General features: G+C 69.3%; 23 protein-coding genes and 1 tRNA gene. 7 read left to right on the top strand and 17 right to left on the bottom strand.

Going from position 1 to position 24,053, the window contains the following annotated elements; all coding sequences use genetic code 11:
• Window positions 1-248 precede the first annotated feature (248 nt).
• Both ACFV20_RS34500 and ACFV20_RS34505 read right to left on the bottom strand, forming a co-directional pair.
• A complete protein-coding gene (locus ACFV20_RS34500; protein WP_385664462.1) occupies window positions 249-566 on the bottom strand; it encodes a hypothetical protein in 318 nt (105 codons plus the stop codon).
• A 29-nt stretch (window positions 567-595) separates the two neighbouring features.
• Window positions 596-2,275: a sodium:solute symporter family protein gene (locus ACFV20_RS34505; RefSeq protein WP_385664465.1), complete on the bottom strand. Its 1,680-nt coding sequence runs from the start codon at window positions 2,273-2,275 to the stop codon at window positions 596-598.
• A gap of 164 nt (window positions 2,276-2,439) precedes the next feature.
• On the opposite strand from ACFV20_RS34505, the gene galT reads away from it, so the two are divergent.
• Genes galT through galK form a run of 3 tightly spaced genes read left to right on the top strand, consistent with a single transcriptional unit; the run spans window position 2,440 to window position 5,620 of the window.
• Window positions 2,440-3,501, top strand: a complete 1,062-nt coding sequence (gene galT / locus ACFV20_RS34510) for a galactose-1-phosphate uridylyltransferase (protein ID WP_385664468.1) — start codon at window positions 2,440-2,442, stop codon at window positions 3,499-3,501.
• Window positions 3,498-4,466: a UDP-glucose 4-epimerase GalE gene (gene galE / locus ACFV20_RS34515; protein WP_385664471.1), complete on the top strand. Its 969-nt coding sequence runs from the start codon at window positions 3,498-3,500 to the stop codon at window positions 4,464-4,466. The genes galT and galE overlap by 4 nt, the downstream gene beginning before the upstream one ends.
• On the top strand, window positions 4,466-5,620 hold the full coding sequence (galK, locus tag ACFV20_RS34520; RefSeq protein ID WP_385664473.1) for a galactokinase: 1,155 nt from the start codon (window positions 4,466-4,468) through the stop codon (window positions 5,618-5,620). The genes galE and galK overlap by 1 nt, the downstream gene beginning before the upstream one ends.
• A gap of 62 nt (window positions 5,621-5,682) precedes the next feature.
• On the opposite strand, the gene ACFV20_RS34525 is transcribed toward galK, so the two are convergent.
• From ACFV20_RS34525 to ACFV20_RS34540, 4 genes are all read right to left on the bottom strand, one after another.
• Complete coding sequence (locus tag ACFV20_RS34525) at window positions 5,683-6,750, bottom strand: hypothetical protein (RefSeq protein WP_385664543.1); 1,068 nt, start codon at window positions 6,748-6,750, stop codon at window positions 5,683-5,685.
• Window positions 6,750-7,397, bottom strand: coding sequence for a hypothetical protein (locus tag ACFV20_RS34530; protein ID WP_385664476.1), 648 nt, complete (start codon window positions 7,395-7,397; stop codon window positions 6,750-6,752). The genes ACFV20_RS34525 and ACFV20_RS34530 overlap by 1 nt, the downstream gene beginning before the upstream one ends.
• Before the next feature lie 92 nt (window positions 7,398-7,489).
• Window positions 7,490-8,149, bottom strand: coding sequence for a hypothetical protein (locus ACFV20_RS34535; RefSeq protein ID WP_385664479.1), 660 nt, complete (start codon window positions 8,147-8,149; stop codon window positions 7,490-7,492).
• Between the two features lie 70 nt (window positions 8,150-8,219).
• The gene (locus ACFV20_RS34540) at window positions 8,220-8,678 is read right to left on the bottom strand and encodes a GNAT family N-acetyltransferase (RefSeq protein ID WP_385664482.1); all 459 of its coding nucleotides are present in this window, start codon (window positions 8,676-8,678) and stop codon (window positions 8,220-8,222) included.
• Window positions 8,679-8,986: 308 nt separating this feature from the next.
• Here ACFV20_RS34540 and ACFV20_RS34545 point away from each other — a divergent pair, with 308 nt between their 5' ends.
• Entirely contained in the window at window positions 8,987-9,754 is a 768-nt protein-coding gene (locus ACFV20_RS34545; RefSeq protein ID WP_234850246.1) for a response regulator transcription factor, read from the top strand.
• Here ACFV20_RS34545 and tamR read toward each other — a convergent pair.
• Window positions 9,713-10,210: a MarR family transcriptional regulator TamR gene (tamR, locus tag ACFV20_RS34550; protein WP_234850245.1), complete on the bottom strand. Its 498-nt coding sequence runs from the start codon at window positions 10,208-10,210 to the stop codon at window positions 9,713-9,715. The two genes, ACFV20_RS34545 and tamR, sit on opposite strands and share 42 nt — an antisense overlap.
• A gap of 136 nt (window positions 10,211-10,346) precedes the next feature.
• On the opposite strand from tamR, the gene ACFV20_RS34555 reads away from it, so the two are divergent.
• Entirely contained in the window at window positions 10,347-11,180 is an 834-nt protein-coding gene (locus ACFV20_RS34555; protein WP_385664484.1) for a trans-aconitate 2-methyltransferase, read from the top strand.
• A gap of 35 nt (window positions 11,181-11,215) precedes the next feature.
• Here ACFV20_RS34555 and ACFV20_RS34560 read toward each other — a convergent pair whose 3' ends face one another.
• Both ACFV20_RS34560 and ACFV20_RS34565 read right to left on the bottom strand, forming a co-directional pair.
• Window positions 11,216-11,893: a TetR family transcriptional regulator gene (locus tag ACFV20_RS34560; protein WP_385664487.1), complete on the bottom strand. Its 678-nt coding sequence runs from the start codon at window positions 11,891-11,893 to the stop codon at window positions 11,216-11,218.
• Complete coding sequence (locus tag ACFV20_RS34565) at window positions 11,890-12,903, bottom strand: acyl-CoA desaturase (protein ID WP_385664489.1); 1,014 nt, start codon at window positions 12,901-12,903, stop codon at window positions 11,890-11,892. The genes ACFV20_RS34560 and ACFV20_RS34565 overlap by 4 nt, the downstream gene beginning before the upstream one ends.
• Window positions 12,904-13,198: 295 nt before the next feature.
• On the opposite strand from ACFV20_RS34565, the gene ppc reads away from it, so the two are divergent.
• Window positions 13,199-15,931 (top strand): phosphoenolpyruvate carboxylase, encoded by a 2,733-nt coding sequence (gene ppc / locus ACFV20_RS34570; protein WP_385664492.1) that lies wholly within the window; start codon window positions 13,199-13,201, stop codon window positions 15,929-15,931.
• Window positions 15,932-16,093: 162 nt separating this feature from the next.
• Here ppc and ACFV20_RS34575 read toward each other — a convergent pair whose 3' ends face one another.
• The 7 genes from ACFV20_RS34575 to ACFV20_RS34605 form a co-directional block, all read right to left on the bottom strand.
• A complete protein-coding gene (locus ACFV20_RS34575; protein ID WP_385664494.1) occupies window positions 16,094-16,585 on the bottom strand; it encodes a hypothetical protein in 492 nt (163 codons plus the stop codon).
• A 54-nt stretch (window positions 16,586-16,639) separates the two neighbouring features.
• Entirely contained in the window at window positions 16,640-17,242 is a 603-nt protein-coding gene (gene pth, locus ACFV20_RS34580) for an aminoacyl-tRNA hydrolase (RefSeq protein ID WP_385664497.1), read from the bottom strand.
• A gap of 69 nt (window positions 17,243-17,311) precedes the next feature.
• Window positions 17,312-17,911 carry a 50S ribosomal protein L25/general stress protein Ctc gene (locus tag ACFV20_RS34585; RefSeq protein ID WP_385664500.1) on the bottom strand — a complete coding sequence of 200 codons (600 nt, stop codon included), beginning with the start codon at window positions 17,909-17,911 and terminating at the stop codon, window positions 17,312-17,314.
• A 198-nt stretch (window positions 17,912-18,109) separates the two neighbouring features.
• The gene (locus ACFV20_RS34590; protein WP_385664503.1) at window positions 18,110-19,090 is read right to left on the bottom strand and encodes a ribose-phosphate diphosphokinase; all 981 of its coding nucleotides are present in this window, start codon (window positions 19,088-19,090) and stop codon (window positions 18,110-18,112) included.
• A 135-nt stretch (window positions 19,091-19,225) separates the two neighbouring features.
• A complete protein-coding gene (gene glmU / locus ACFV20_RS34595; protein WP_385664505.1) occupies window positions 19,226-20,674 on the bottom strand; it encodes a bifunctional UDP-N-acetylglucosamine diphosphorylase/glucosamine-1-phosphate N-acetyltransferase GlmU in 1,449 nt (482 codons plus the stop codon).
• 134 nt (window positions 20,675-20,808) lie between these two features.
• Window positions 20,809-20,879 (bottom strand) — tRNA-Gln (locus tag ACFV20_RS34600).
• 22 nt (window positions 20,880-20,901) lie between these two features.
• Entirely contained in the window at window positions 20,902-21,762 is an 861-nt protein-coding gene (locus ACFV20_RS34605; RefSeq protein WP_385664508.1) for a hypothetical protein, read from the bottom strand.
• Window positions 21,763-21,930: 168 nt separating this feature from the next.
• Between ACFV20_RS34605 and ACFV20_RS34610 the strand changes: the two genes are divergently transcribed.
• Window positions 21,931-23,262, top strand: coding sequence for a sensor histidine kinase (locus ACFV20_RS34610; RefSeq protein WP_385664510.1), 1,332 nt, complete (start codon window positions 21,931-21,933; stop codon window positions 23,260-23,262).
• A gap of 207 nt (window positions 23,263-23,469) precedes the next feature.
• On the opposite strand, the gene ACFV20_RS34615 is transcribed toward ACFV20_RS34610, so the two are convergent.
• Window positions 23,470-23,964 carry an SUKH-3 domain-containing protein gene (locus ACFV20_RS34615; RefSeq protein WP_385664513.1) on the bottom strand — a complete coding sequence of 165 codons (495 nt, stop codon included), beginning with the start codon at window positions 23,962-23,964 and terminating at the stop codon, window positions 23,470-23,472.
• Window positions 23,965-24,053: the final 89 nt, after the last annotated feature.

Genomic DNA, 24,053 nt, shown 5'->3' on the forward strand with positions numbered 1-24,053 from the left:
GTGTCCGTCCTCGGAACGGCGCGATGGGGTTGCGTGCCGACTGACTGTTCGTTGACGCGCCAACCGCTGCGGGCGGACACCCCCCGACACGTCCCCTTGCGCACGATGGCGGGTGCGGGTGCGTCGTGGTTCGCGCCTGGCTGCGGGGCATGCGTGCCGCTGGGGGCGGCACGGGTGGGCATCCCGCTATGCCGGGCTGCGGATTCACCCGGCCCCGGCACCCACGCCGCGTACCGGGCAGCCCTGGGTCACTGCACCCGCTCGTCGTCCTCCGGTTCGACTCCCGGCGGTGGCGGCGCCGCGGGCCTCAGCTTCAGCCAGACCAGGAAGAACACGCCCAGCAGCAGCATCCCCAACCCGGTCCACAGGTTGATGTTTACTCCCTCGGCCTTGTCGATGTCCGCGTCGGACGCCGTCAGCCCCGCGATCGTGACGATGACGCCGTAGAGCACGAACAGCCCACCGATGATCCGCCGGATGTCGAACAACCGTGCCGCGGTCGCCGACTTGCCCTCCAGCTCGGTGATCTCCCGTTGCAGATCCTTCTCGGAGTAGAACTCGGACATGTGCGATCACACTCCTCGGTCGGGGTCGGTCAGAACGAGAACGGGATGTAGCAGGCCGCGGCCAGGACGATCGCGCCCCAGCCGAGCAGCGCCGGCTTGCGGTACCAGGCCTCGTCCCCGGGCGCGGGCGGCTCGGCCATGCCGGGCGACCGCGTGCCGTAGACCAGCCCCTGCAGCTCCTCGGCCGGCTTGGGCGCCGTGAACAGCGACACCGCCACCATCACCACCGCCCCGGCGACGAAGCCCGCGATCGCCGAGACGAAGTTGGCCCCCTGGTCGGAGGGGATGTCGACGATGTCCTGCTTGTAGAGGACGAAGTAGTTGACCATCGCCGCGGTGGTGCCCGCGATCAGCCCCCAGAAGCCCGACTTCATCGACGCCCGCTTCCAGAACATGCCGATGATGAAGACGACGAACATCGGCACGTTGAAGAAGGAGAAGAGGGTCTGCAGGTAGGCCATGATGTTGGAGAACGAGCGGGCGAGGAACGCCGTGCCGATGGAGGCCAGGACCCCGATCGCGGTGATGAGACGGCCGAAGCGGACGTAGTACTCGTCCTCACGGCCCCGCACGACGTACTTCGCCCAGATGTCCGTGGTGAACACGGTGTTGAACGACGACACGTTCGCCGCCATGCCCGCCATGAACGCCGCGAGCAGACCGGTGACGGCGATGCCCAGCACGCCGTTGGGCAGCAGCTGTTCCATCAGGTACGGGATGGCGTCGTTGTACTGGAGGTCGGAGCCGGACGTACCGATCTTCGGGACCAGGACCGCGGCGACCAGACCCGGGATCATCACCAGGAACACGATGAAGATCTTCGGGAACGCGGCGATCAGCGGGGTGCGCTGGGCCGCCGAGAGGTTCTTCGCGGACAGCGCGCGCTGCACCTCGGCGAAGTTCGTCGTCCAGTAGCCGAAGGACAGGACGAAGCCGAGGCCCAGGACGATCGTCAGCCAGTTCGCGCCGAGCGGGTTGTCGCTGCCGATGCCCGTGCCGCCCCAGGAGGTCATGAAGTCGGCGCCGTGGGTCTTCGTCAGGGAGTCGGACAGCCCGTCCCAGCCGCCGACCTTCTTCAGCCCGAGGAAGGTGATGGGGATGAGCGCCGCCAGGATCACGAAGAACTGCAGGACCTCGTTGTAGATCGCCGAGGACAGGCCGCCGAGGGTGATGTAGGCGAGGACGAAGAAGCCGGCGACGACGATGGCCACCCACTCCGGCCAGCCCAGCAGCGCCTCGACGACGATGGCCAGCGCGTAGAGATTGACGCCGGCGATGAGGATCGCGGCGAAGGCGAAGAGGACCGAGCTGAGCAGGTGCGCCGCCCGGTCGAAGCGCATCAGCAGGAACTCGGGGACCGAGCGCACCTTGGAGCCGTAGTAGAAGGGCATCATCACCAGGCCGAGGAAGACCATGGCCGGGATGGCGCCGATCCAGTACCAGTGCGTGGTGTAGACGCCGTACTGGGCGCTGTTGGCGGCCATGCCGAGGATCTCCGTGGCGCCCAGGTTGGCCGCGATGAACGCGAGACCGGTGACCCAGGCGGGCAGGGAACGGCCGGAGAGGAAGAAGTCGAGACTGGTCCTCACCGAGCGCCGGGCGGCGAAGCCGATGCCCAGGACGACGAGGAAGTAGATGCCGAGGATCGTGTAGTCGAGCCAGTTGGTGGGGAGTCGTAGCTCGGCCGACAGATAGGTGGGGGTTTGCATGAGCCCTCGCTTCGTTGCGGGAACCGATACCTCGCGGGACCTTCTTCTCCGCGTTCAGCAATTGAACCCGTTTGTTGATGCACTTTGTTTGATTGTGATGTTGACGTCTGTGGTGGGTTGTGTTTTTATATGTTGGGTTCTGTTTGAAGGACAAGGAGTCCGGCGTGAAGAAGACCTCGACCCGGCTGGCCGACGGTCGCGAGCTCATCTACTACGACCTGCGCGACGACACCGTGCGGGACGCGACCGACCGCCGGCCGCTGGACCGCACCGTCACCACGTCCGAGATCCGCCGTGACCCCCTCCTCGGCGACTCCGTCGCCATCGCCTCCCACCGCCAGGGCCGCACCTACCACCCGCCGGCCGACGAGTGCCCCCTGTGCCCCTCCGAGGGCGAGCGCCTCAGCGAGATCCCCGACTCGTCCTACGACGTCGTCGTCTTCGAGAACCGGTTCCCCTCGCTCGCCGGCGACTCCGGCCGCTGCGAGGTCGTCTGCTTCACCTCCGACCATCACGCCTCCTTCGCCGACCTCACCGAGGAGCAGGCCGGCCTGGTGCTGGAGGCGTGGACGGACCGCACCTCGGAGCTGTCCCACCTCCCGTCCGTCGAGCAGGTGTTCTGCTTCGAGAACCGGGGCGCCGAGATCGGCGTGACCCTCGGGCATCCGCACGGGCAGATCTACGCCTACCCCTTCACCACCCCCCGTACCGCCCTGATGCTCCGCTCGGCCGCGACCCACAAGGAGATGACCGGCGGGGAGAACCTCTTCGACGCCGTCCTCGCGCGGGAACTCGCCGGCGAGCGGGTCGTCCTGGAGGGCGAGCACTGGGTGGCCTTCGTGCCCTACGCGGCGCACTGGCCCTACGAGGTGCACCTGTACCCCAAGCGCCGCGTGCCCGACCTGCTCGGCCTCGACGAGGACGCGCGCACAGAATTCCCCCAGGTCTATCTGGAACTCTTGAGGCGCTTCGACCGGATCTTCGGGGAGAGTGAACCTCCCACGCCCTACATCGCGGCCTGGCACCAGGCCCCGTTCGGCTCCCTGGAGGAGTTCGACGGCGTCGTGCGCGAGGACTTCGCGCTGCACCTCGAGCTTTTCACCATCCGCCGCACTTCCGGCAAGCTGAAGTTCCTCGCGGGTTCCGAATCCGGCATGAACGTGTTCATCAACGACGTGCCGCCGGAGCGCGCGGCCGAGCGACTGCGAGAGGTAGCGAGTTCATGAGCGGGAAGTACCTGGTGACGGGCGGCGCGGGATACGTCGGCAGTGTGGTCGCCCAGCACCTGCTGGAGGCCGGTCACGAGGTCGTCGTCCTCGACAACCTCTCCACGGGCTTCCGCGAGGGCGTCCCCGCGGGCGCGTCGTTCGTCGAGGGCGACATCCGCGACGCCGCCAAATGGCTGGACTCCTCCTTCGACGGCGTGCTGCACTTCGCCGCGTTCTCCCAGGTCGGCGAGTCGGTCGTCCGGCCCGAGAAGTACTGGGACAACAACGTCGGCGGCACCATGGCCCTGCTGGCCGCGATGCGCGAGGCGGGCGTGCGCAGGCTGGTCTTCTCCTCGACGGCGGCGACGTACGGCGAGCCCGAGCAGGTCCCGATCCTCGAGTCGGCGCCCACGTCCCCGACCAACCCCTACGGCGCCTCCAAGCTCGCGGTCGACCACATGATCACGGGTGAGGCCGCGGCGCACGGACTGGGCGCGGTCTCCCTGCGCTACTTCAACGTGGCGGGCGCGTACGGCGCGTACGGCGAGCGCCACGACCCCGAGTCCCATCTGATCCCGCTGGTCCTCCAGGTGGCGCAGGGCAGGCGCGAGACGATCTCGGTCTTCGGCGACGACTACCCGACACCGGACGGCACCTGCGTGCGCGACTACATCCACGTCGCGGACCTGGCCGAGGCCCACCTGCTGGCCCTGACGGCCGCCGCCCCCGGCGAGCACCTGATCTGCAACCTCGGCAACGGCAACGGCTTCTCGGTCCGCGAGGTCATCGAGACGGTCCGCCGGGTCACCGGCCACCCGATCCCCGAGGTCGTGGCCCCGCGCCGGGGCGGCGACCCGGCGGTCCTGGTGGCCTCGGCCGGCACGGCCCGCGAGAAGCTGGGCTGGAACCCGTCCCGCGCGGACCTCGCGGGCATCGTCGCGAACGCGTGGGACTTCGCGCAGAACATCGCAAGGGAGCAGTAGTGGGCGCACAGCAGGTGCGGGACGGTTTCGAGCAGCTCTACGGAGCCGCCCCCGAGGGTGTCTGGGCGGCCCCGGGCCGCGTCAACCTCATCGGTGAGCACACCGACTACAACGACGGCTTCGTGATGCCGTTCGCACTGCCGCACACCGCCGTGGCGGCCGTCTCCCGGCGCACGGACGGCGTCCTGCGCCTGCACTCGGCGGACGTCGAGGGCGGAGTCGTCGAACTGCGCGTCGACGAGCTGGTGCCTCAGGCCGACCGGAACTGGACGGCGTACCCGTCGGGTGTGGTGTGGGCGCTGCGGGAGGCCGGCCACCCGGTCACCGGCGCCGACCTCCACCTCGCCTCGACGGTCCCCTCCGGAGCGGGCCTGTCGTCGTCGGCGGCGCTGGAGGTCGTCGTGGCGCTGGCCCTCAACGACCTGTACGAACTGGGCCTGAGGCGCTGGCAACTGGCCCGCCTGTGCCAGCGCGCGGAGAACGTCTACGTCGGTGCCCCCGTCGGCATCATGGACCAGACGGCGTCGGCGTGCTGCGAGAGGGGCCACGCCCTGTTCCTCGACACGCGCGACCTGTCCCAGAAGCAGATCCCCTTCGACCTGGCGGCCGAGGGCATGCGCCTGCTGGTCGTCGACACGCAGGTCAAGCACTCCCACAGCGAGGGCGAGTACGGCAAGCGCCGGGCCGGCTGCGAGAAGGGCGCGGCCCTGCTGGGCGTCGACGCGCTGCGGGACGTGCCCTATGCGGAGCTGGACGCGGCGCTGGCCCGCCTCGGCGACGAGGAGGAGGTCCGCCGCCTGGTCCGGCACATCGTCACGGAGAACGAACGCGTCGAACGGGTCGTCTCCCTCCTTAAGTCCGGCGAGACCCGCGCGATCGGCCCGGTCCTCGTCGAGGGCCACGCCTCCCTCCGCGACGACTTCCGCATCTCCTGCCCCGAACTGGACCTGGTCGTCGACACGGCCCTGGCCAACGGCGCGCTGGGCGCCCGTATGACGGGCGGCGGCTTCGGCGGCTCGGCGATCGTCCTCGCGGAGGAGGCGGACGTGGACACCATCACCAAGGCGGTGACGGAGGCTTTCGCATCCGCGGGCTTCACCACACCCCGCGTCTTCGAAGCGACCCCGTCCCCGGGCGCCCACCCCATCCCCTGACCCCCACCCGAAAGCGGCGGCGGCGCCCTCACCCCAAGAAGGCGCCGCTTCCCACCACCCGGTCAGCGGTTGACGGACTGGATCTCCTGGACCGTCATCGCCTGGGTCGTCTCGAAGGTTCCGTCCGGCAGATCGCCCCGAGTGCCCCCGGATCCCTCCCAGGAGATCTGCCAGGTGACCGACGCCTTGAGCTGGTAGGGCGTGCCGTTCGTGGCGCGGAGGTAGCGGACACCGCAGGGCGGAGTCCGATCGGCATCACCCTTGGCGTACGGGGCGCCGATGGATCCGTCGTCGTTGATGGCGCAGTCACCGGACGCCGGGTACGTCTCGGCGTCCTCGGTACCGGGGTTCAGGTGCAGGGCGACCGGCTTGGCCGTGGTCTCCGCCCAGACGCCTGCGTCGGCCAGTTCGGCTCGCACCTTGACCTCCTTGAAGGTCGCCTTGTCCAGCCAGGCCCAGGTCGGCAGGTTCACGGTGGATCTGACCGCGGGCTTCAACTCGACCTCGGTCTGCGGGACGTCGATCTTGTCGTAGGCGTATCCGGCCAGGACGTCGGGCGTGGGAGCGTGGGCGTCGGGGAGGGTGCCGGTGTTCTGCCAGAACAGGGTGCGCTCGCAGTCGTACGAATCGACGTCGTTCTCCCGGTTCTTGTTGATCACACCGCGCCAGAACCTCCCGTCCTTGCCGAGGTTGTAGTTCTTGTAGCTGAACCCGCTGTCGGTGTCGTCCTGTCCCTTTTCGTAGTGGTTCACCATGAGCTCCTCACCCCAGCTGAGCGAGGGGGTGACCGGAACCAGGTCGCCGTTGGGGTTCTTCTTGAGCCGCTCGACGGCGTCCTTGAGTTGCTGGGGTGTCGCCACGGGCTCGTACCAGCACGCCGGTGGTTCCCAGTGGGGATCGATCGGTGCGAGCGACTTGGTGGAGCCGCCGGCGCCGCCACCTGTCTGTGTGACCTTGATGCGGGTGGTGGCGGCCGACGCCGTCAGCGTGCTGCCCGACGCGCCGCCGGATCCGCCCGAGGGTGGCGCCTGGGAACCGTCTTCGCCGATGGCCTGGGCCGTCGTGCACGACAGGATGAGGGCGGAGGCGGACGCTGTGAGGACCGCCCCTGCCATCGTCGTGAAACGCATCAGCTGCACGCCCCGGGGACGGTGGTCAGCGAGGTCGTCTTCCACACACCCTGGGAGGACTTGTCCAGCCGGAGCCGGTACTGGACGAGGGACTCGGGCTTGTCGGGAGTCTTGACGACCTTGTTGGTCTTGCGGTTCTTCGTGGACGCCTCGCGCTCGTCGACGCAGTAGAAGAGCACTCCCGATCCGGTGTCACCGAGTCGGACCTGAGGGTCGAACACCCTGACCCGCCCGATGATGCTGTCACCGTCGTCCGTGAACTGCCTGATCCATCTGCGGGCCGTCGCCCGGGTGGCGTCGGAGTTGTAGAACGCGACCGCCTTCGACTCCGGATCGGCCTCGATGATCGCCGCGTACTTCGACCTCAGCTCCTCGCGGCCGTCGTTCAGGATCGCCTGCAGCGTCGCATCGCTGTTCGTCCAGTTCTCGAAGTCCGCCCGGAAGTCCGGGGACAGCTTGATCTCCGGGCGCTTGACGCCGCCCGGCGAGGCGGAGGCGGAGGGAACGGCCGACGTCTTTCCGTCCCCGGCGTCCGAACCCTTGATCGGCGCGGCGGACGAGTCACCTCCTCCCGACCCGCATGCGGTTGTCAGCACGGCCATGGACGCGGTGAGCACGGCTGCTGCGAGCCGGGCGGGGCGATTCACTCAGGTCTCCCGTTGAAGCGAAGTTAGCGCAAGCGAACCAACGTTATCCGAGCTCGCTCCCTCTTCCACCCGCCCGGCCTTTGCACGTGACGTCATGGTTGGCACTTCTGCGACCCGCGGTCCTCGGTGAGGTCCCAGGTCTGCCAGACACCGTCCTTGTTCCTCTTCACGCCCAGGTTGTAGAAGACATAGCTGTCGGACGTGGTCTTGGTGCCCTGCAGCTTGTTCGTCTCGCGGTTCTTGAGGTCTGCCTTGCTCTCGTCGACGCAGTACGTCAGAGCCGCCGACTTCTTGTCGAACACCGTGACCTGACGGTCGAAGTAACGCAGGGTGCCGGCCCAGCTGGTCTTCTTGTCGATGGCGCGCTTGGCGTACTGGTAGACGCCGGCCAGCGCGTCGTCCGTGTAGTAGAAGGCCATACCCGACTTCTTCACGTCGCCGTAGGCCATGGCCTGCCACACCGTGCCCTCGGCCCGCTCGTTGTCCGCGAGGATGGCGTCCTTCGTGGCGTCGCCGGTCTGCTGTCCTTCGAAGACCATCTTCATGTCCGATGGCAGCTTGATCTCCGGCCGCTCGATCCCGTCCGCCGACGCGGAAGCCGAAGGCGATGCCGACGTCTTGTCGCCCGAATCCGCACCGGCGATCTTGCCGGACGATGACGAGCCGTCACCTCCCCCCGAGCCACAGGCGGTCAGCAGCAGGGCCGCGGATGCGGTGAGCGCGGCAGACGTGAGCCGGGCGGGGCGGTGCACTGGAACTCCCGTTGAGGTGGGGGACTCAAACGGAGCAACGCTATCCGGTCCCCGGCAGCCTCGCCCGCCCCTACCCCAGCCTCTTCATCAGCGAATACTCCGTGATCCCCGGCGGATAGTCCGGCACCACGCACATCACCTCGTACCCCTGCTTCTCGTAGAACCGCGGGGCCTGGAAGTCCCAGGTTTCCAGGCGGGACGATCGGCAGCCGCGGGACGTGGAGGCGATGTGTTCGGCCTGCGCGAGGAGCCGCGCGCCCAGGCCCCTGCCCCGGTGGCGTTCGTCGACCCACAGGTAGGTGACGTGGAGCCAGGTCGCCCAGGTGTGGCCGACCAGGCCGCCGGCGAGATCGTCGGTTCCGTCGTTCACAGCCCACACATGCAAGGGCACGTCCCTTTCGTCCGGGGTTCCGCGCAGGGCGCGCAGGATCGGAGAGGCGGCGGTGTTCGTGTCCCGCAGGCGCGTGCGGAGCAGATCACGTCGGTCCTTGTCGACTTCTGTCTCAAGAAGGAACATGCGGCACACCATAAACGCGTCGGGCAGTCAGTTCTGCAAATAACCTTCCGCTCCGGGCCCCCGTCCGTACCCTGATGAACAGCACCGGTGGGGGCCGGTGCCGATCAGGGGGCGCGACAGCCGGGTACGACGCCCGGGGTGGGGGTGGCGGTACTGCACGGCGGCGGCCGTGCGGCTGCGGCGACCCGAACAGACCGCTGCGGCAGGGACGGACGACGGAACGCAGCGGATCCGGACACTCCGGCGTCGTACCCGTGCGGTGTCAACCTCCGACGTTGGGGTATCCCCTGCTCTTCGGGAGCACTGGGGAAGGGGGTTACGTGGTTCGCATCCGAGTCCTGGTCGTCGACGACCATCGCATCTTCGCCGAGTCACTCGCGGCGGCCCTGGCCGCCGAGCCCGATGTCGACGTCTCCGCGGCCGGCAGCGGTCCGGCCGCGCTGCGCAGCCTGGAGCGGGCGGTCGCCGAGGGGCGGCGGTTCGACGTGCTGCTGGTGGACGCCGACCTGGGCGGCAAGGTACCGGGCACCCGCCCGGCCGTCCCCGTGCAGGAGGGCAACGAGGACGGGCTCGTCGACGGGATCTCCCTCGTCACCGGTGTGCGCTCCGCGCAGCCGAACGTACGGATCGTCGTGCTCGCCGAGAAGGACGACCCGCGGCGGGCGGCGCTCGCCCTGCAGGCCGGCGCCTCCGGCTGGGTCGCCAAGGACTGCTCGCTGTCCCGGCTGCTCACGGTCATCCGGGGCGTGCTGCGGGAGGAGACCCATCTGCCGCCCGCCCTGCTGACGGGGGTGCTGCGCGAGCTCACCGCCGCCCGCAAGCACCGCACCGAGAGCGAGCGGCTCGTCGAGTCCCTCACTCCGCGTGAGCGGGAAGTGCTGCGGTGCATGGTGGCGGGGCTGGGGCGCAAGGCCGTCGCCGAGCGCCTGTTCCTGTCGCCGCACACCGTGCGGACGCACATGCAGAACGTCCTCGGCAAGCTCGGCGTGCATTCCACCCTCGCCGCCGTCGCCCTCGCCCGGCGGGCCGGGGTCGGGCCGGTGGACCTAACCGGGGATGTTGTCGAACGGGGCGGTCAGCTGGCGTAGCAGCCCCGCCAGCTCGCCGCGCTGGGCTCTGGAGAGCTCCGCGAGGATCGCGCGCTCCTGGTCCAGCAGACCCGCCAGGGCCTGGTCCGCGCGGTCCCGGCCCTCGACCGTCAGGCGCACCAGGACGCCCCGCCGGTCGCTGGGGTCGGGGAGGCGCTCCACCAGGCCCTTCTTCGCCAGGCGGTCGATGCGGTTCGTCATCGTGCCCGAGGTGACCAGGGTCTGGGTGAGGAGCTGTCCCGGCGAGAGCTGGTACGGCGTGCCCGCCCTGCGCAGGGCCGTCAGGACGTCGAACTCCCACGGCTCCAGGTTGTGCTCCGAGAACGCCAGCCGCCGGGCCCGGTCCAGATGCCGGGCCAGCCTGCTCACGCGGCTGAGCACCTCGAGTGGTTCCACGTCGAGGTCCGGGCGCTCCCGGCGCCACGCCGCGACCAGCCGATCGACCTCGTCCTCCATGACGATCAGTGTAGTGGTTGTGTCGACGTAGAGTCTCTTGACGTCCAGTTTCTTGACATCGAGATAGTTAACGGATCACGCTGGGTGTGCGCCCCTCACGGTCCCCGCCAGGCACACCAGCACACCAGGAGGAACCATGCCCGCAGCCACCCCCACCTGGGACCCCGGCCAGTACCTCCGGCACGCCGATCACCGCGCCCGCCCCTTCACCGACCTCCTCGCCCGCGTCCCCGACCTGCCCGCCGGGCCGCCCGCGGACCGCCCCCGCATCGCCGACCTCGGCTGCGGCCCCGGCAACGTCACCACGCTGCTCGCCACCCGCTGGCCCACCGCACTGATCACCGGCTACGACAACTCGCCCGAGATGCTCGACAAGGCCCACGTCGACCACGAGGGACCCACCCCGGGCGGAGGGCGCCTCGACTTCGCGCACGCCGACGTACGGACCTGGACGCCCGGCGAGCCGCACGACCTGATCATCAGCAATGCCACACTGCAATGGGTGCCCGGGCACCTCGAACGGTTCGCCGACTGGGTGGACGGTCTGAAACCGGGCGGCACCCTCGCCTTCCAGGTGCCGGGCAACTTCGACGCCCCCAGCCACCGCCTCATGCGCGACCTCGCCGGTTCACCGCGCTGGCGCACCCGGCTCGCCGAAACCCTGCGCCACGCCGACGCCGTCGGCACCCCCGAGACCTACCTGGAGCGGCTGACCTCCCTCGGCTGCGCGGCCGACGTGTGGGAGACGACGTACCTCCACCTGCTCGGGGGCGAGGACCCCGTGCTCGACTGGGTGAAGGGGACCGGACTGCGGCCCGTGCTGACCGCCCTCGCCGACGAGCCGGAGCAGCGGGACGCCTTCGTCGCCGAATACCGGGCGGCCCTGCGCGAGGCCTACCCGGCCGGTGCGCACGGCACGCCGTTCCCGTTCCGCAGGGTGTTCGCCGTGGCCCGGAAGGAGAGCCGGTGATCACCGCCCTCGAACCCCCCAAGGGGCGGATCTGATCAGGCCTTGCGGCGTCCTATCAGATGGGGCTTGGCCTCTATGCCGTCCAGGCCGTGCCACGCCAGATTCACCAGGTGCGCGGCCACCTCGGCCTTCTTCGGCCGGCGCACGTCCAGCCACCACTGGCCGGTCAGGGCGACCATGCCGACCAGGGCCTGTGCGTACAGCGGGGCCAGCTTCGGATCGAAGCCGCGGCTCTTGAACTCGCGGCCCAGGATGTCCTCCACCTGAGTGGCGATGTCCGAGATCAGCGAGGCGAAGGTACCCGTCGACTGGGGGATGGGGGAGTCACGCACCAGGATGCGGAACCCGTCCGTGTACTCCTCGATGTAGTCCAGCAGCGCGAACGCGGCCTGTTCGCACAGTTCGCGCGGGTGACCGGCCGTGAGCGAACTGGTCACCATGTCCAGCAGGCGCCGCATCTCACGGTCCACCACGACCGCGTACAGCCCTTCCTTGCCGCCGAAGTGCTCGTACACCACCGGCTTGGACACACCGGCCTTCGCCGCGATCTCCTCCACCGACGTGCCCTCGAAGCCCTTCGCCGCGAAGAGCGTGCGACCGATCTCCAGCAGTTGCTGACGGCGCTCGGCACCGGTCATCCGGGTGCGGCGCGCTCGCCGCGGCTTGTCATTGCTGGGGGTGCTGCTCGAGTCGGTCGCCACAGCGACCATCATGCCGCCTCGACGGGCTCCTTCCCGCGCGGGGAGCCGCCTTCCCCGGTGTTACGGCGCGAATCGATACGCGAGCGTGACGGCCACCTCACGTCGTACGCCCAGCCCGCCCGCTCGAACCAGCGGATCAGACGGGCGCTCGAGTCGAGCTGCCCGCGCATCACGCCGTGCCGGGCCGACGTCGGGTCGGCGTGGTGCAGGTTGTGCCACGACTCACCGCACGACAGGACCGCCAGCCACCACACGTTGCCCGAACGGTCCCGCGACTTGAACGGGCGCTTGCCGACCGCGTGGCAGATCGAGTTGATCGACCACGTCACGTGGTGCAGCAGGGCCACCCGGACGAGGGAACCCCAGAAGAACCCGGTGAACGCGCCCCACCAGGACATCGTCACCAGACCGCCGATCAGCGGCGGCAGCGCCAGCGACACCACCGTCCACAGCACGAACTGGCGGGAGATGGCGCGCAGCGTCCCGTCCTTGATCAGGTCGGGCGCGTACTTCTCCTGCGACGTCTGCTCCTCGTCGAACATCCACGCGATGTGCGCCCACCACAGGCCCTTCATCAGCGCCGGCAGCGTCTCACCGAAACGCCACGGCGAGTGCGGGTCGCCCTCCGCGTCGGAGAACTTGTGGTGCTTGCGGTGGTCCGCCACCCAGCGCACCAGCGGACCCTCCACCGCCATGGACCCCGCGATCGCCAGCGCGATCTTCAACGGCCGCTTCGCCTTGAAGGACCCATGGGTGAAGTGACGGTGGAAGCCGATCGTGATGCCGTGGCACCCGAGGTAGTAGAAGAAGACCAGCAGACCGAGGTCCAGCCAGCTCACCCCCCAGCCCCACGCCAGCGGCACCGCCGCCAGCAGCGCGAGGAACGGGACGGTGATGAAGAGGAGGAGGGCGATCTGCTCGATGGACCGCTTCTGCTCGCCGCCCAGCGTCGCCGGGGCGGCTTCGGTGGCCTGACCGGGCGCCTCGGAAGCGTCCACGATCACGTCGGAACTACTGGTCATACGCGTCCCCTGGGGGGTATGTGGATGGAGAAGGGGTAGCCGGGGCACGTGAACCGTGACGTGCTTCCTACGGTTCCGTAACCTACGGCATCGTAAGTATGGCAGTGCGTCGCCCGGCGGCAAGAGCCCGCGAGCCTGCGCGTCCTTGCCGACACCTATCCTTGAGTCGGTCGGACAGCGCGGTCCGCTCTGATTTCTTCCCGGATGTCCGGACCCGTATGCGGCGCCCCGCCGCGCGAGACGCCGTCCGGGTTCCCCTCCCAGACGAGCTTCAACACTGCAAGGAGCCGCACCTGTGAGCAGTGCCGACGACCAGACCACGACGACGAGCAGCGAGCTGCGAGCCGACATCCGCCGGCTGGGTGACCTCCTCGGCGAGACCCTCGTCCGCCAAGAGGGCCCCGAACTGCTGGAACTCGTCGAAAAGGTCCGCCGCCTCACCCGCGAGGACGGCGAGGCCGCCGCCGAGCTGCTGCGCGGCACCGAACTCGACACCGCGGCCAAGCTGGTCCGCGCCTTCTCCACCTACTTCCACCTCGCCAACGTCACCGAGCAGGTCCACCGCGGCCGCGAGCTGCGCGCCCGCCGCGCCGCCGAAGGCGGACTCCTCACCCGGACGGCCGACCGGCTCAAGGACGCCGACCCCGAGCACCTGCGCGAGACGGTCCGCAACCTCAACGTCCGCCCCGTCTTCACGGCCCACCCCACCGAGGCCGCACGCCGCTCCGTCCTCAACAAGCTCCGGCGCATCGCCGCGCTCCTGGAAACCCCGGTCATCGAATCCGACCGGCGCCGCCTGGACACCCGACTGGCCGAGAACATCGACCTCGTCTGGCAGACCGACGAACTGCGCGTGGTGCGCCCCGAGCCCGCCGACGAGGCCCGCAACGCCATCTACTACCTCGACGAACTGCACGCCAACGCCGTCGGCGACGTCCTGGAGGACCTCACCGCCGAACTGGAGCGCGCCGGGGTCAAGCTCCCCGACGACACCCGCCCCCTCACCTTCGGCACCTGGATCGGCGGCGACCGCGACGGCAACCCCAACGTCACCCCCCAGGTCACCTGGGACGTCCTGATCCTCCAGCACGAGCACGGCATCAACGACGCCCTGGAGACCATCGACGAACTCCGCGGCTTCCTGTCCAACTCCATCCGCTACGCCGGCGCCACCGACGAACTGCTGACCTCCCTCCAGACCGACCTGGACAACCTCCCCGAGATCAGCCCCCGCTACAAGCGCCTCAACGCCGAGGAGCCCTACCGGCTCAAGGCCACCTGCATCCGGCAGAAGCTGGAGAACACCAAGAAGCGCCTCGCCAAGGGAACCGCCCACCGCGACGGCCGCGACTACCTCGGCACCAGCGAACTCCTCGACGACCTGCGGATCATCCAGCGCTCCCTGCGCGAGCACCGCGGCGGCCTCTTCGCCGACGGCCGCCTCGCCCGCACCATCCGCACCCTCGCCGCCTTCGGCCTCCAGCTCGCCACCATGGACGTCCGCGAACACGCCGACGCCCACCACCACGCCCTCGGCCAGCTCTTCGACCGGCTCGGCGAGGAATCCTGGCGCTACGCCGACATGCCCCGCGACTACCGCGCCAAGCTCCTCGCCAAGGAGCTCCGCTCCCGCCGGCCCCTCGCCCCCACCCCGGCACCCGTCGACGCGCCCGGCGAGAAGACCCTCGGCGTCTTCGGCACCGTCAAGCGTGCCCTGGAGGTCTTCGGACCCGAGGTCATCGAGTCCTACATCATCTCCATGTGCCAGGGCGCCGACGACGTCTTCGCCGCCGCCGTCCTCGCCCGCGAAGCCGGCCTCATCGACCTGCACGCCGGCTGGGCCAAGATCGGCATCGTGCCGCTCCTCGAAACCACCGACGAGCTCAAGGCCGCCGACACCATCCTCGAGGACATGCTCTCCGACCCGTCCTACCGGCGCCTCGTCGCGCTGCGGGGCGACGTCCAGGAGGTCATGCTCGGCTACTCCGACTCCTCCAAGTTCGGCGGCATCACCACCAGCCAGTGGGAGATCCACCGCGCCCAGCGCCGCCTGCGCGACGTCGCCCACCGCTACGGCGTCCGCCTGCGCCTCTTCCACGGCCGCGGCGGCACCGTCGGCCGCGGCGGCGGCCCCACCCACGACGCCATCCTCGCCCAGCCCTGGGGCACCCTCGAAGGCGAGATCAAGGTCACCGAGCAGGGCGAGGTCATCTCCGACAAGTACCTCATCCCCTCCCTGGCCCGCGAGAACCTGGAACTCACCGTCGCGGCCACCCTCCAGGCGTCCGCCCTGCACACCGCACCCCGCCAGTCCGACGAGGCCCTCGCCCGCTGGGACGCCGCCATGGACGTCGTCTCCGACGCCGCCCACGCCGCCTACCGCCGCCTCGTCGAGGACCCCGACCTGCCGACGTACTTCCTCGCGTCGACACCGGTCGACCAGCTCGCCGACCTGCACCTGGGCTCCCGGCCCTCCCGCCGCCCCGGCTCCGGCGTCTCCCTCGACGGACTGCGCGCCATCCCCTGGGTCTTCGGCTGGACCCAGTCCCGGCAGATCGTCCCCGGCTGGTTCGGCGTCGGCTCCGGCCTCAAGGCCCTGCGCGAAGCCGGCCTCGACACCGTCCTGGACGAGATGCACCAGCAGTGGCACTTCTTCCGCAACTTCATCTCCAACGTCGAGATGACCCTCGCCAAGACCGACCTGCGGATCGCCCAGCACTACGTCGACACCCTCGTCCCCGACGAGCTCAAGCACGTCTTCGACACCATCAAGGCCGAACACGAACTGACCGTGCGGGAGGTACTGCGCGTCACCGGCGAGAAGGAACTCCTCGACGCCGCGCCCGTCCTGAAGCAAACCTTCGCCATCCGCGACGCCTACCTCGACCCCATCTCCTACCTCCAGGTCGCCCTGCTCAAGCGGCAGCGCGACACGGCCGCCGCCGGCGAGACCCCCGACCCCCTGCTCGCCCGCGCCCTCCTCCTCACCGTCAACGGCGTGGCAGCCGGCCTGCGCAACACCGGCTGAACCCACCCCCCGGACGGCACTGTGCCCCCGAGCCCGTACAGGCCCGGGGGCACCGTCATCCCCGCGTCAGCCGCGGTCGGCCCGCCGACGCCACAGCACCAGAAGACCGCCCGCCGCCACCAGCGCGCCCGCGGCCCCGACAGCACAGAACACCGGAACCCCTCAGACGGCCAGGAAAGCCGCCGTCAGCAACGCCAGCCCCGACAAGCCCATCACCCACGCCAACCGCGTCCGCAACAGACCACCCGCCACCACGACCGACGCCAGCAACAAGGCACCACCGAGCGGGACCCACGCGTACAGCACCCCCGCCGGCCCCGAACGCACCGCGTCCTCACCACCGGGCTTCACGACCACCGTGTACGTCCGGCCCCGCTCCACCGCGACCGACCTCTCCAGCACCACCCGCGCCCGCGGCTGCGAACCCGCCGACAACGGCGCGTACCGGCCCCAGCACACCTCGGACCCGCACCGCGTCACATCGACCGTGCCCTGCTCCCGGCCCTTCGTCAGCATCACGTGCTGCGCCGTACCCCACGACGCCCACACACCCGCGATCAGGATCAGCACCGCGACCGAACCCATCACCACGAACCGCCCGAACCGCAGCACGGCAGTCGAAGCCTGGGACGAAGAAGCGGCAAGGGCAGGCATGGCCGGGATCATTGGCCATGCCTGAACGGCCCGTCAACCTCGCAGGGCGACAAGTCAGGAGTTGTACGAGCTTTGCGCCCGCTCCAACCCCTCGATCACCAGACACTCCACCGCATCCGCCGCCCGGTCCACGAAGTAGTCCAGCTCCTTGCGCTCCGACGACGAGAAATCCTTCAGCACGAAATCCGCCACCGGCATCCGCCCCGGCGGCCGCCCGATCCCGAACCGCACCCGGTGATACTCCGCACCGAACGCCTTCGTCATCGACTTCAGCCCGTTGTGACCGTTGTCCCCGCCACCCAGCTTCAGTCGCAGCACCCCGTAATCGATGTCCAACTCGTCATGCACCGCCACCACATGACCCACCGGCACCTTGTAGAAATCCCGCAGCGCGTTCACCGGACCGCCCGACAGGTTCATGTACGACATCGGCTTCGCCAGAATGACCCGCCGGTTCAACGGCCCCGGCGGCCCGATCCGGCCCTCCACGACCTGCGCCTGCGCCCGCCCGGCCCGCTTGAACCTCCCCCCGACCCGGTCCGCCAGCAGATCGGCCACCATGAAACCCACGTTGTGCCGGTTGCCCGCATACTCCGGCCCCGGATTGCCCAGCCCCACGATCAGCCACGGAGCGGCCGCATCGGTCGTCACGTCCATGTCTCCTTCATACGCGTCGGCCGCTGCCCCGCACGGGAACAGCGGCCGACCAAACGACGACGCAGAGGATCAGGCCTCGACGGCGGCCTCTTCCTCAGCCGCCTCCTCGCCCTCCGGGGCCTCCTCGGCCTGCGCGGCCAGCACCTGCAGGACGACAGCGTCCTCCTCGACGGCCAGCGTCGTGCCCTTGGGCAGCTCGATGTCCTTCGCGAGGATCGAGGCACCGGCCTCCAGACCCTCCACGGACACCGTCACGGCCTCGGGGATGTGCGTCGCCTCGGCCTCGACCGGCAGCGCGTTCAGCACGTGCTCCAGCAGGTAGCCACCCGGGGCCAGCTCACCCTCGGTCTGCACCGGGATCTCCACCGTGACCTTCTCGCCGCGCTTCACCAGCAGCAGGTCCACGTGCTCCAGGAAACCCTTCAGCGGGTCACGCTGCACGGACTTCGGGATCGCCAGCTCGTTCGTCTTGCCGTCGATGTCCAGCGCGATCAGGACGTTTGGCGTACGCAGCGCCATCAGCAGCGCGTGACCCGGAAGGGTCAGGTGCAGCGGGTCCGAACCGTGCCCGTACAGCACGCCGGGAACCTTGTCCTCACGACGGATACGGCGCGCGGCACCCTTGCCGAACTCGGTGCGCGTCTCGGCGGCGATCTTCACCTCGGACATGATCACTCCTCATAGTCAGAAAACACGGACGTGGTCACCCGGCCACGAACGGCCTGCTACGAAGAGCGCGTCGATAACGGACCGCCGCATCCCGCACCACACACGGGAACGGCCTCCCTCGCCGAGCAACTGCAGCAGTCTACTCGGACAGGGAGGCCGCACCCAAAAGGATCTCTACAGCGATCCCCGCAGCGCTCTCTACTGCTCGTCGAACAGGCTCGTCACCGAACCGTCCTCGAACACCTCACGCACCGCACTCGCGATCGTCGGCGCGATCGACAGCACCGAGATCTTGTCCAGATCGCTGCTCAGCTCCGACGGCGTCGGCAGCGTGTTCGTGAACACGAACTCACTCACCCGCGAGTTCTTCAACCGGTCCGCCGCCGGACCCGACAGCACACCGTGCGTCGCCGTCACGATCACGTCCTCCGCGCCGTGCGCGAACAACGCGTCCGCCGCGGCACAGATCGTCCCACCGGTGTCGATCATGTCGTCCACCAGGACACACACGCGACCCTCGACCTCACCCACGACCTCGTGGACGGTGACCTGGTTCGCGACGTCCTTGTCACGCCGCTTGTGCACGATCGCCAGCGGCGCACCCAGCCGGTCGCACCAACGGTCGGCCACCCGCACACGGCCCGCGTCCGGAGACACCACCGTCAGCTTCTTCCGGTCCACCTTCCGGCCCACGTAGTCCGCCAGCAGCGGCAGCGCGAACAGGTGGTCCACCGGACCGTCGAAGAAACCCTGGATCTGGTCCGTGTGCAGATCCACGGTCAGGATCCGGTCCGCACCCGCGGTCTTCATCATGTCCGCGATCAGACGCGCCGAAATCGGTTCACGTCCACGGTGCTTCTTGTCCTGCCGCGCGTAACCGTAGAACGGCACGATGACCGTGATGGAGCGGGCCGACGCACGCTTCAGCGCGTCGATCATGATCAACTGCTCCATGATCCACTTGTTGATCGGAGCCGTGTGGCTCTGGATCAGAAAGCAGTCCGCGCCACGCGCCGACTCCTGATAACGCACATAGATCTCGCCGTTCGCGAAGTCGAAGGCCTTCGTCGGGACGACCCCGACACCCAACTGCTGGGCGACCTCCTCGGCAAGCTCGGGGTGGGCGCGGCCGGAGAAGAACATCAACTTCTTCTCGCCGGTCGTCTTGATCCCGGTCACAGCACTGTCTCCTCAGAGGTGTCGCAGCTAGGTGTCGAGAGACCTCGCAGCCGGCTTGCCGGAGGCCGTCTCAGCTGGTGGGGGTGCGGGTGTGCACTTATCACCGTACGCCGTGTTTGGGGCATCGGTTTCCGGTCAGCCCTCACCGGCCGACTCCCGGGAAGCCGCCTCCGCCGCCTTCGCGGCCGCGCTCCCCGGACGCTTCCGAGCCACCCAACCCTCGATATTCCGCTGCTGACCACGGGCCACGGCCAGCGAACCCGCCGGCACATCCTTCGTGATCACGGACCCCGCAGCGGTGTACGCACCGTCCCCCACCGTGACAGGCGCCACAAACATGTTGTCCGAGCCCGTCCGGCAATGCGAACCGATGGTGGTGTGGTGCTTCTCCTGCCCGTCGTAGTTCACGAAGACGCTCGCGGCACCGATGTTCGTCTGCTCACCGATCGTCGCGTCCCCCACGTACGACAGGTGAGGCACCTTCGTCCCCTCACCGATCGACGCGTTCTTCGTCTCCACGTACGTCCCGATCTTGCCCTTCGCACCCAGCCGCGTCCCCGGCCGCAGATACGCGTACGGACCGACGGACGCCTGCGGACCGACCTCCGCGCCCGCGGCCACGGTGTTGTCCACCCGCGCACCCGCACCCACACGGGTGTCGGTCAGCCGGCAGTTCGGCCCGACCTCGGCACCCTCCGCCAGATGCGTGCCACCCTGCAGCTGCGTACCCGGATGGACCACCACGTCCCGCTCGAAGGTCACCGTGACGTCGACCCACGTGGTGGCGGGGTCGATCACCGTCACACCGGCCAGCATCGCCTCGGTCAGCAACCGGTCGTTCAGGATCCGCCGCGCCTCCGACAACTGCACACGGTTGTTGATCCCGGCGATCTCACGGTGGTCACCGGCCACCGACGCCCCCACCCGGTGCCCCGCCTCACGCAGGATCCCGAGCACGTCCGTCAGGTACTCCTCGCCCTGGCTGTTGTCCGTCCGCACCTTCTTCAACGCGTCCGCCAGCAGCTGACCGTCGAACGCGAACACACCCGAGTTGATCTCACGGATCGACCGCTGGGCGTCGGTGGCGTCCTTGTGCTCCACGATGGCCGTGACGGCCCCCGTGGCCTCGTCACGGACGATCCGCCCGTACCCCGTCGCGTCCGGCACCTCGGCTGTCAGCACGGTGACCGCGTTGCCGTCGGCGGAATGCGTCTCGGCGAGGGCCCGCAGGGTGGCGCCCGTCAGCAGGGGCGTGTCCCCGCACACGACGACGACGGTCCCGTCCACGGACCCGCCCAGCTCCTCCAGGCCCATCCGCACGGCGTGCCCGGTGCCGTTCTGCTCCGCCTGCACGGCGGTACGGACGTCCGGGGCGATCTCACCGAGATGAGCGGTGACCTTCTCACGGGCGTGGCCGACCACGACGACCAGACGCTCGGGCTGCAGCTCACCGGCTGAGGCGAGGACGTGCCCCACGAGACTGCGGCCGCAGAGCTCGTGCAGGACCTTGGGGGTGGCCGACTTCATACGGGTGCCCTCACCCGCTGCGAGAACGACGACGGCTGCCGGGCGGTTGGCGCTCACGGGATGCCCTTCGGCTGTGGATGGGGTGGGGTGACATCCGCAGGATACCGGGGGGTTTTTGTGGGGGCATGAGTGCGGGTCCCGACCGGGGGATTGCCGGTCAGGACCCGAACTGAGGTGGTGCTTTCTGTGGGCTCCCGGAGAAGGATTCGAACCCTCATTCAACGGACCAAAACCGTTTGTCCTGCCCTTAGACGATCCGGGATGGAGTGCACGCTATGTCCGATTCAAAAGATCGGACTGCGCGCGGACTCCACTATGCCGTACCAGGAGCCCTCGATGCGACGGTACAGATCGGCGCCCTTCAGGACTTTGACCACCAAGCAACCTCGATAGGAATCGCCGACGTTCTTGCGCTGTGTCTTCGGGTTGTGCCTCTTCAGCGTCGTCTTGTTGAAGGCGGATCGATCGGCGCCGACGAGGTCGGCCCAGTACCTCTCGGCGTCCGCGACGTCGGCGGACTCGTGGATCATCACGGTGAACTTGAGTCGCTCGCGTTCCACTCCGAGCAGGTCGAGCCAGGCCAGGAAGACCTCGATCATGCCGGGGTCGCTGTTGACGAAGCAGACGTTCTCGCGGCGGTCGTAGGGCTTGTCCTTGCTGCCCTCCGCCCAGTAGAGCCCGACACCCACGAGGAACAACTCGCGTGGCGACAGTGCGCCGATCGCCTGCTTGGCTGCCGTCTTGGTCTGCTGCCGCTCCTCGTCCCGTAGCCGCAGGGTGGCTTCCCAGCCCCGTTTCGCGATGGCCGACGCCTCCTCAGGCGTTCTCCGGCGCTCCGGCTTCGGCAGATCCCGTACCCACAGGGAGATGGAACTCCTGGAGCACCCCAGCTCCACCTCGATCTGGTCGTACGTCCAGCCCTGGAGGCGGAGCTCGCGGGCTTTCTCCCTCAGGTCGTCCTTGGCGTTCGGGCGCTTCGTCCAGGCGGGGGGCGGTTCTCCTTTCACCAGCTGGTTGAGGATGTCGTTGTTGTAGATCTTCAGCTCGTCGCGGATCTGGCGGAGGCTGAGGCCCTGGCGGCGCAGCGTCACCGCCCTCTGCCGTAGCCCCTCGAAGTCGGCGTATTTGCCGGGTGCATGTGTCATACGCATACCGTCCGGGTGGAATGGAGGGCTCCGATGTCGAACGGTGTGCGATTCAGCAGTTCGAGGGATATCGGGTGGTTTCGCGGCCGAACGGTCACGGAGTGTGGTGTAGGCCAGTCCGGGAAATGCGACGGAAAACCGGCGGGGGCCGCCCGTAGGCTGGGAGGCATGACCGCGACGGGGGAAGACCATGTGACGGCCCGGGGAGGGCCGTGGTGGTGGGCCAGGCGGCGTAGTGCCGTGCTCGATGTGAGCCTGGCCGTGGTGTCCGCGCTGGAGTGCGCGCTGGAGGGGATCCCGTTCGCGCGGGATGCGGGGATCCCGGTGGCCGCGGGGGTCGTCTTCGGGTTGCTGGCCGGTTCCGTGCTGCTCGTGCGGCGGCGCTGGCCGATCGCCGTGGTGCTGGTGTCGATCGCCATCACGCCCGCCGAGATGGGCTTCCTGATGGGCATCGTCGGCCTGTACACGCTGGCCGCGGCGGAGCTGCCCCGGCGGATCATCGGCTCGCTGGCGGGGATGTCGCTGGTGGGGACGTTGATCGTGACGTTCGTGAAGACGCAGCAGGACATGTCGCGGGGGGATCTGGAGATAGGGGACTGGTTCGTCCCCTTCGCCGCGATCACGATGTCGCTGGGCTTCACGGCGCCGCCGGTGCTGCTGGGGCTGTACGTGGGGGCGCGGCGGCGTTTGATGGAGAGCTTGCGGGAGCGCGCGGACAGTCTGGAGCGGGAGCTTCAGTTGCTGGCGGAGCGGGCGGAGGAGCGGGCCGAGTGGGCCCGGAACGAGGAGCGGACGCGGATCGCGCGGGAGATGCACGACGTGGTCGCGCATCGGGTGAGTCTGATGGTGGTGCATGCCGCGGCGTTGCAGGCGGTGGCCCGGAAGGATCCGGAGAAGGCCGTCAAGAACGCCGCGTTGGTGGGGGACATGGGCCGGCAGGCGCTGACGGAGCTGCGGGAGATGCTCGGGGTGCTGCGCAGTGGTGGGGACGGTCCCTCGCGTGAGCCGTCCGTGCCGGCGTCGGTGGCGGCGTCCGCGTCCGCGTCGGTGCCGTTGGCGGCGGTGGGGGTGGCTGCCGCCGCGGCGGCTTCGCGGGCGGCGGATGACGAGGGGCCGTGTCTGGCGGAGATCGAGGAGCTGGTGGGGCAGTCGGCTGCGGCGGGGATGGTCGTGGCGTTGTCGGTGGAGGGGGATGTGCGGTCGTACGCGCCGTTGGTGGAGCAGACGGCGTACCGGGTGGTGCAGGAGGCGTTGACGAACGTCCACAAGCACGCGGCCGGGGCGAAGACGTATGTGCGGTTGGCGCATCGGGTGTCGGAGATCGCGATGCAGGTGGAGAACGAGCCGCCTGAGGAGGCGGCGTCGTCGGCGCGGTTGCCGTCCGGGGGGAACGGGCTGGTGGGGATGCGGGAGCGGGTGTCGGCGCTGGGCGGGGTGTTCGTGTCGGGGCCGACGGATGCGGGGGGTTTCCGGGTGTCGGCGGTGATTCCGGCGTCGTAGCCCGATGTCGAGCGACGGCCGAGCGACGGCCGATCGACGACCGGCCGACGACTGACAGGTGACCGGCTGCTGACCGACCGGCTCTGACCGGCTGCTGACCGACCGGCTCTGACCGGCTGCTGACCGACCGGCTGCTGACCGACCGGCCGCTGACCGGCCGGTGGCTGGGGGTGGTCGGCCGGTGCTCGGCCGGTGGCCAGGCGGCGGTCAGCCGGCGGTGAGGCGGACGGGTTCGGTGCCGGCGATGAGGGTGGCGAGGGCCTGGTCGATGTCGTGGCCGAGGTACCAGTCGCCCGTGTGGTCGACGGTGTAGACGCGGCCGTCGGTGTCGATGGCGAGGAGGGCCTGACTGTCGGTCTCGGCGCCGAGGGGGCAGACGTCGGTGCCCAGGGCGCGGCCGAGGTCGCCAAGGGTGCGGGCCATGTGGAGGCCGTGCAGCGGGTCGAGGTGGAGGGCGGCGGGGGCGACCTGGCGGCCGGGGCCCGTGGGCGTGATGTGGAGTCCGCCGAATTCGGCCCAGGCCTCGACGGCGGCGGGGAAGACGGTGTGGCGGTGGCCCGCGGGGGAGGTGTGGTCGCGCAGGGCGTCGGCCCAGATCTCGGCTTGTTTGATGTCCCAGCGCCCGGGTTGCCAGCCGGCGGCGCGCAGGGCGGCGTCGACGGGTACGGCGAAGCGGGTGGTCGAGGTGCGGTCGGTGTGCATCTGCCCTTCGTCTCGTCGAGGTCTTGGGGGGTGGCGGGTGTGCGCGGGCGCACTCCGCGGTGTCGGGTGGTGCGGTGGGGGTGGGGTGT

It is taken from the genome of Streptomyces sp. NPDC059696, from assembly GCF_042733745.1.
Classification (GTDB): domain Bacteria; phylum Actinomycetota; class Actinomycetes; order Streptomycetales; family Streptomycetaceae; genus Streptomyces.

Coding starts and splice junctions, on each gene's coding strand:
- ACFV20_RS34575 (WP_385664494.1), bottom strand. CDS start 16,585: ATGCCTGCCCTTGCCGCTTCTTCGTCCCAGGCTTCGACTGCCGTGCTG.
- pth (WP_385664497.1), bottom strand. CDS start 17,242: ATGGACGTGACGACCGATGCGGCCGCTCCGTGGCTGATCGTGGGGCTG.
- ACFV20_RS34560 (WP_385664487.1), bottom strand. CDS start 11,893: ATGATGGTCGCTGTGGCGACCGACTCGAGCAGCACCCCCAGCAATGAC.
- ACFV20_RS34525 (WP_385664543.1), bottom strand. CDS start 6,750: ATGCGTTTCACGACGATGGCAGGGGCGGTCCTCACAGCGTCCGCCTCC.
- ACFV20_RS34555 (WP_385664484.1), top strand. CDS start 10,347: ATGCCCGCAGCCACCCCCACCTGGGACCCCGGCCAGTACCTCCGGCAC.
- ACFV20_RS34605 (WP_385664508.1), bottom strand. CDS start 21,762: ATGACACATGCACCCGGCAAATACGCCGACTTCGAGGGGCTACGGCAG.
- ACFV20_RS34585 (WP_385664500.1), bottom strand. CDS start 17,911: ATGTCCGAGGTGAAGATCGCCGCCGAGACGCGCACCGAGTTCGGCAAG.
- ACFV20_RS34500 (WP_385664462.1), bottom strand. CDS start 566: ATGTCCGAGTTCTACTCCGAGAAGGATCTGCAACGGGAGATCACCGAG.
- ACFV20_RS34610 (WP_385664510.1), top strand. CDS start 21,931: ATGACCGCGACGGGGGAAGACCATGTGACGGCCCGGGGAGGGCCGTGG.
- tamR (WP_234850245.1), bottom strand. CDS start 10,210: ATGGAGGACGAGGTCGATCGGCTGGTCGCGGCGTGGCGCCGGGAGCGC.
- ACFV20_RS34615 (WP_385664513.1), bottom strand. CDS start 23,964: ATGCACACCGACCGCACCTCGACCACCCGCTTCGCCGTACCCGTCGAC.
- ACFV20_RS34565 (WP_385664489.1), bottom strand. CDS start 12,903: ATGACCAGTAGTTCCGACGTGATCGTGGACGCTTCCGAGGCGCCCGGT.
- galE (WP_385664471.1), top strand. CDS start 3,498: ATGAGCGGGAAGTACCTGGTGACGGGCGGCGCGGGATACGTCGGCAGT.
- ACFV20_RS34505 (WP_385664465.1), bottom strand. CDS start 2,275: ATGCAAACCCCCACCTATCTGTCGGCCGAGCTACGACTCCCCACCAAC.
- ACFV20_RS34540 (WP_385664482.1), bottom strand. CDS start 8,678: ATGGTGTGCCGCATGTTCCTTCTTGAGACAGAAGTCGACAAGGACCGA.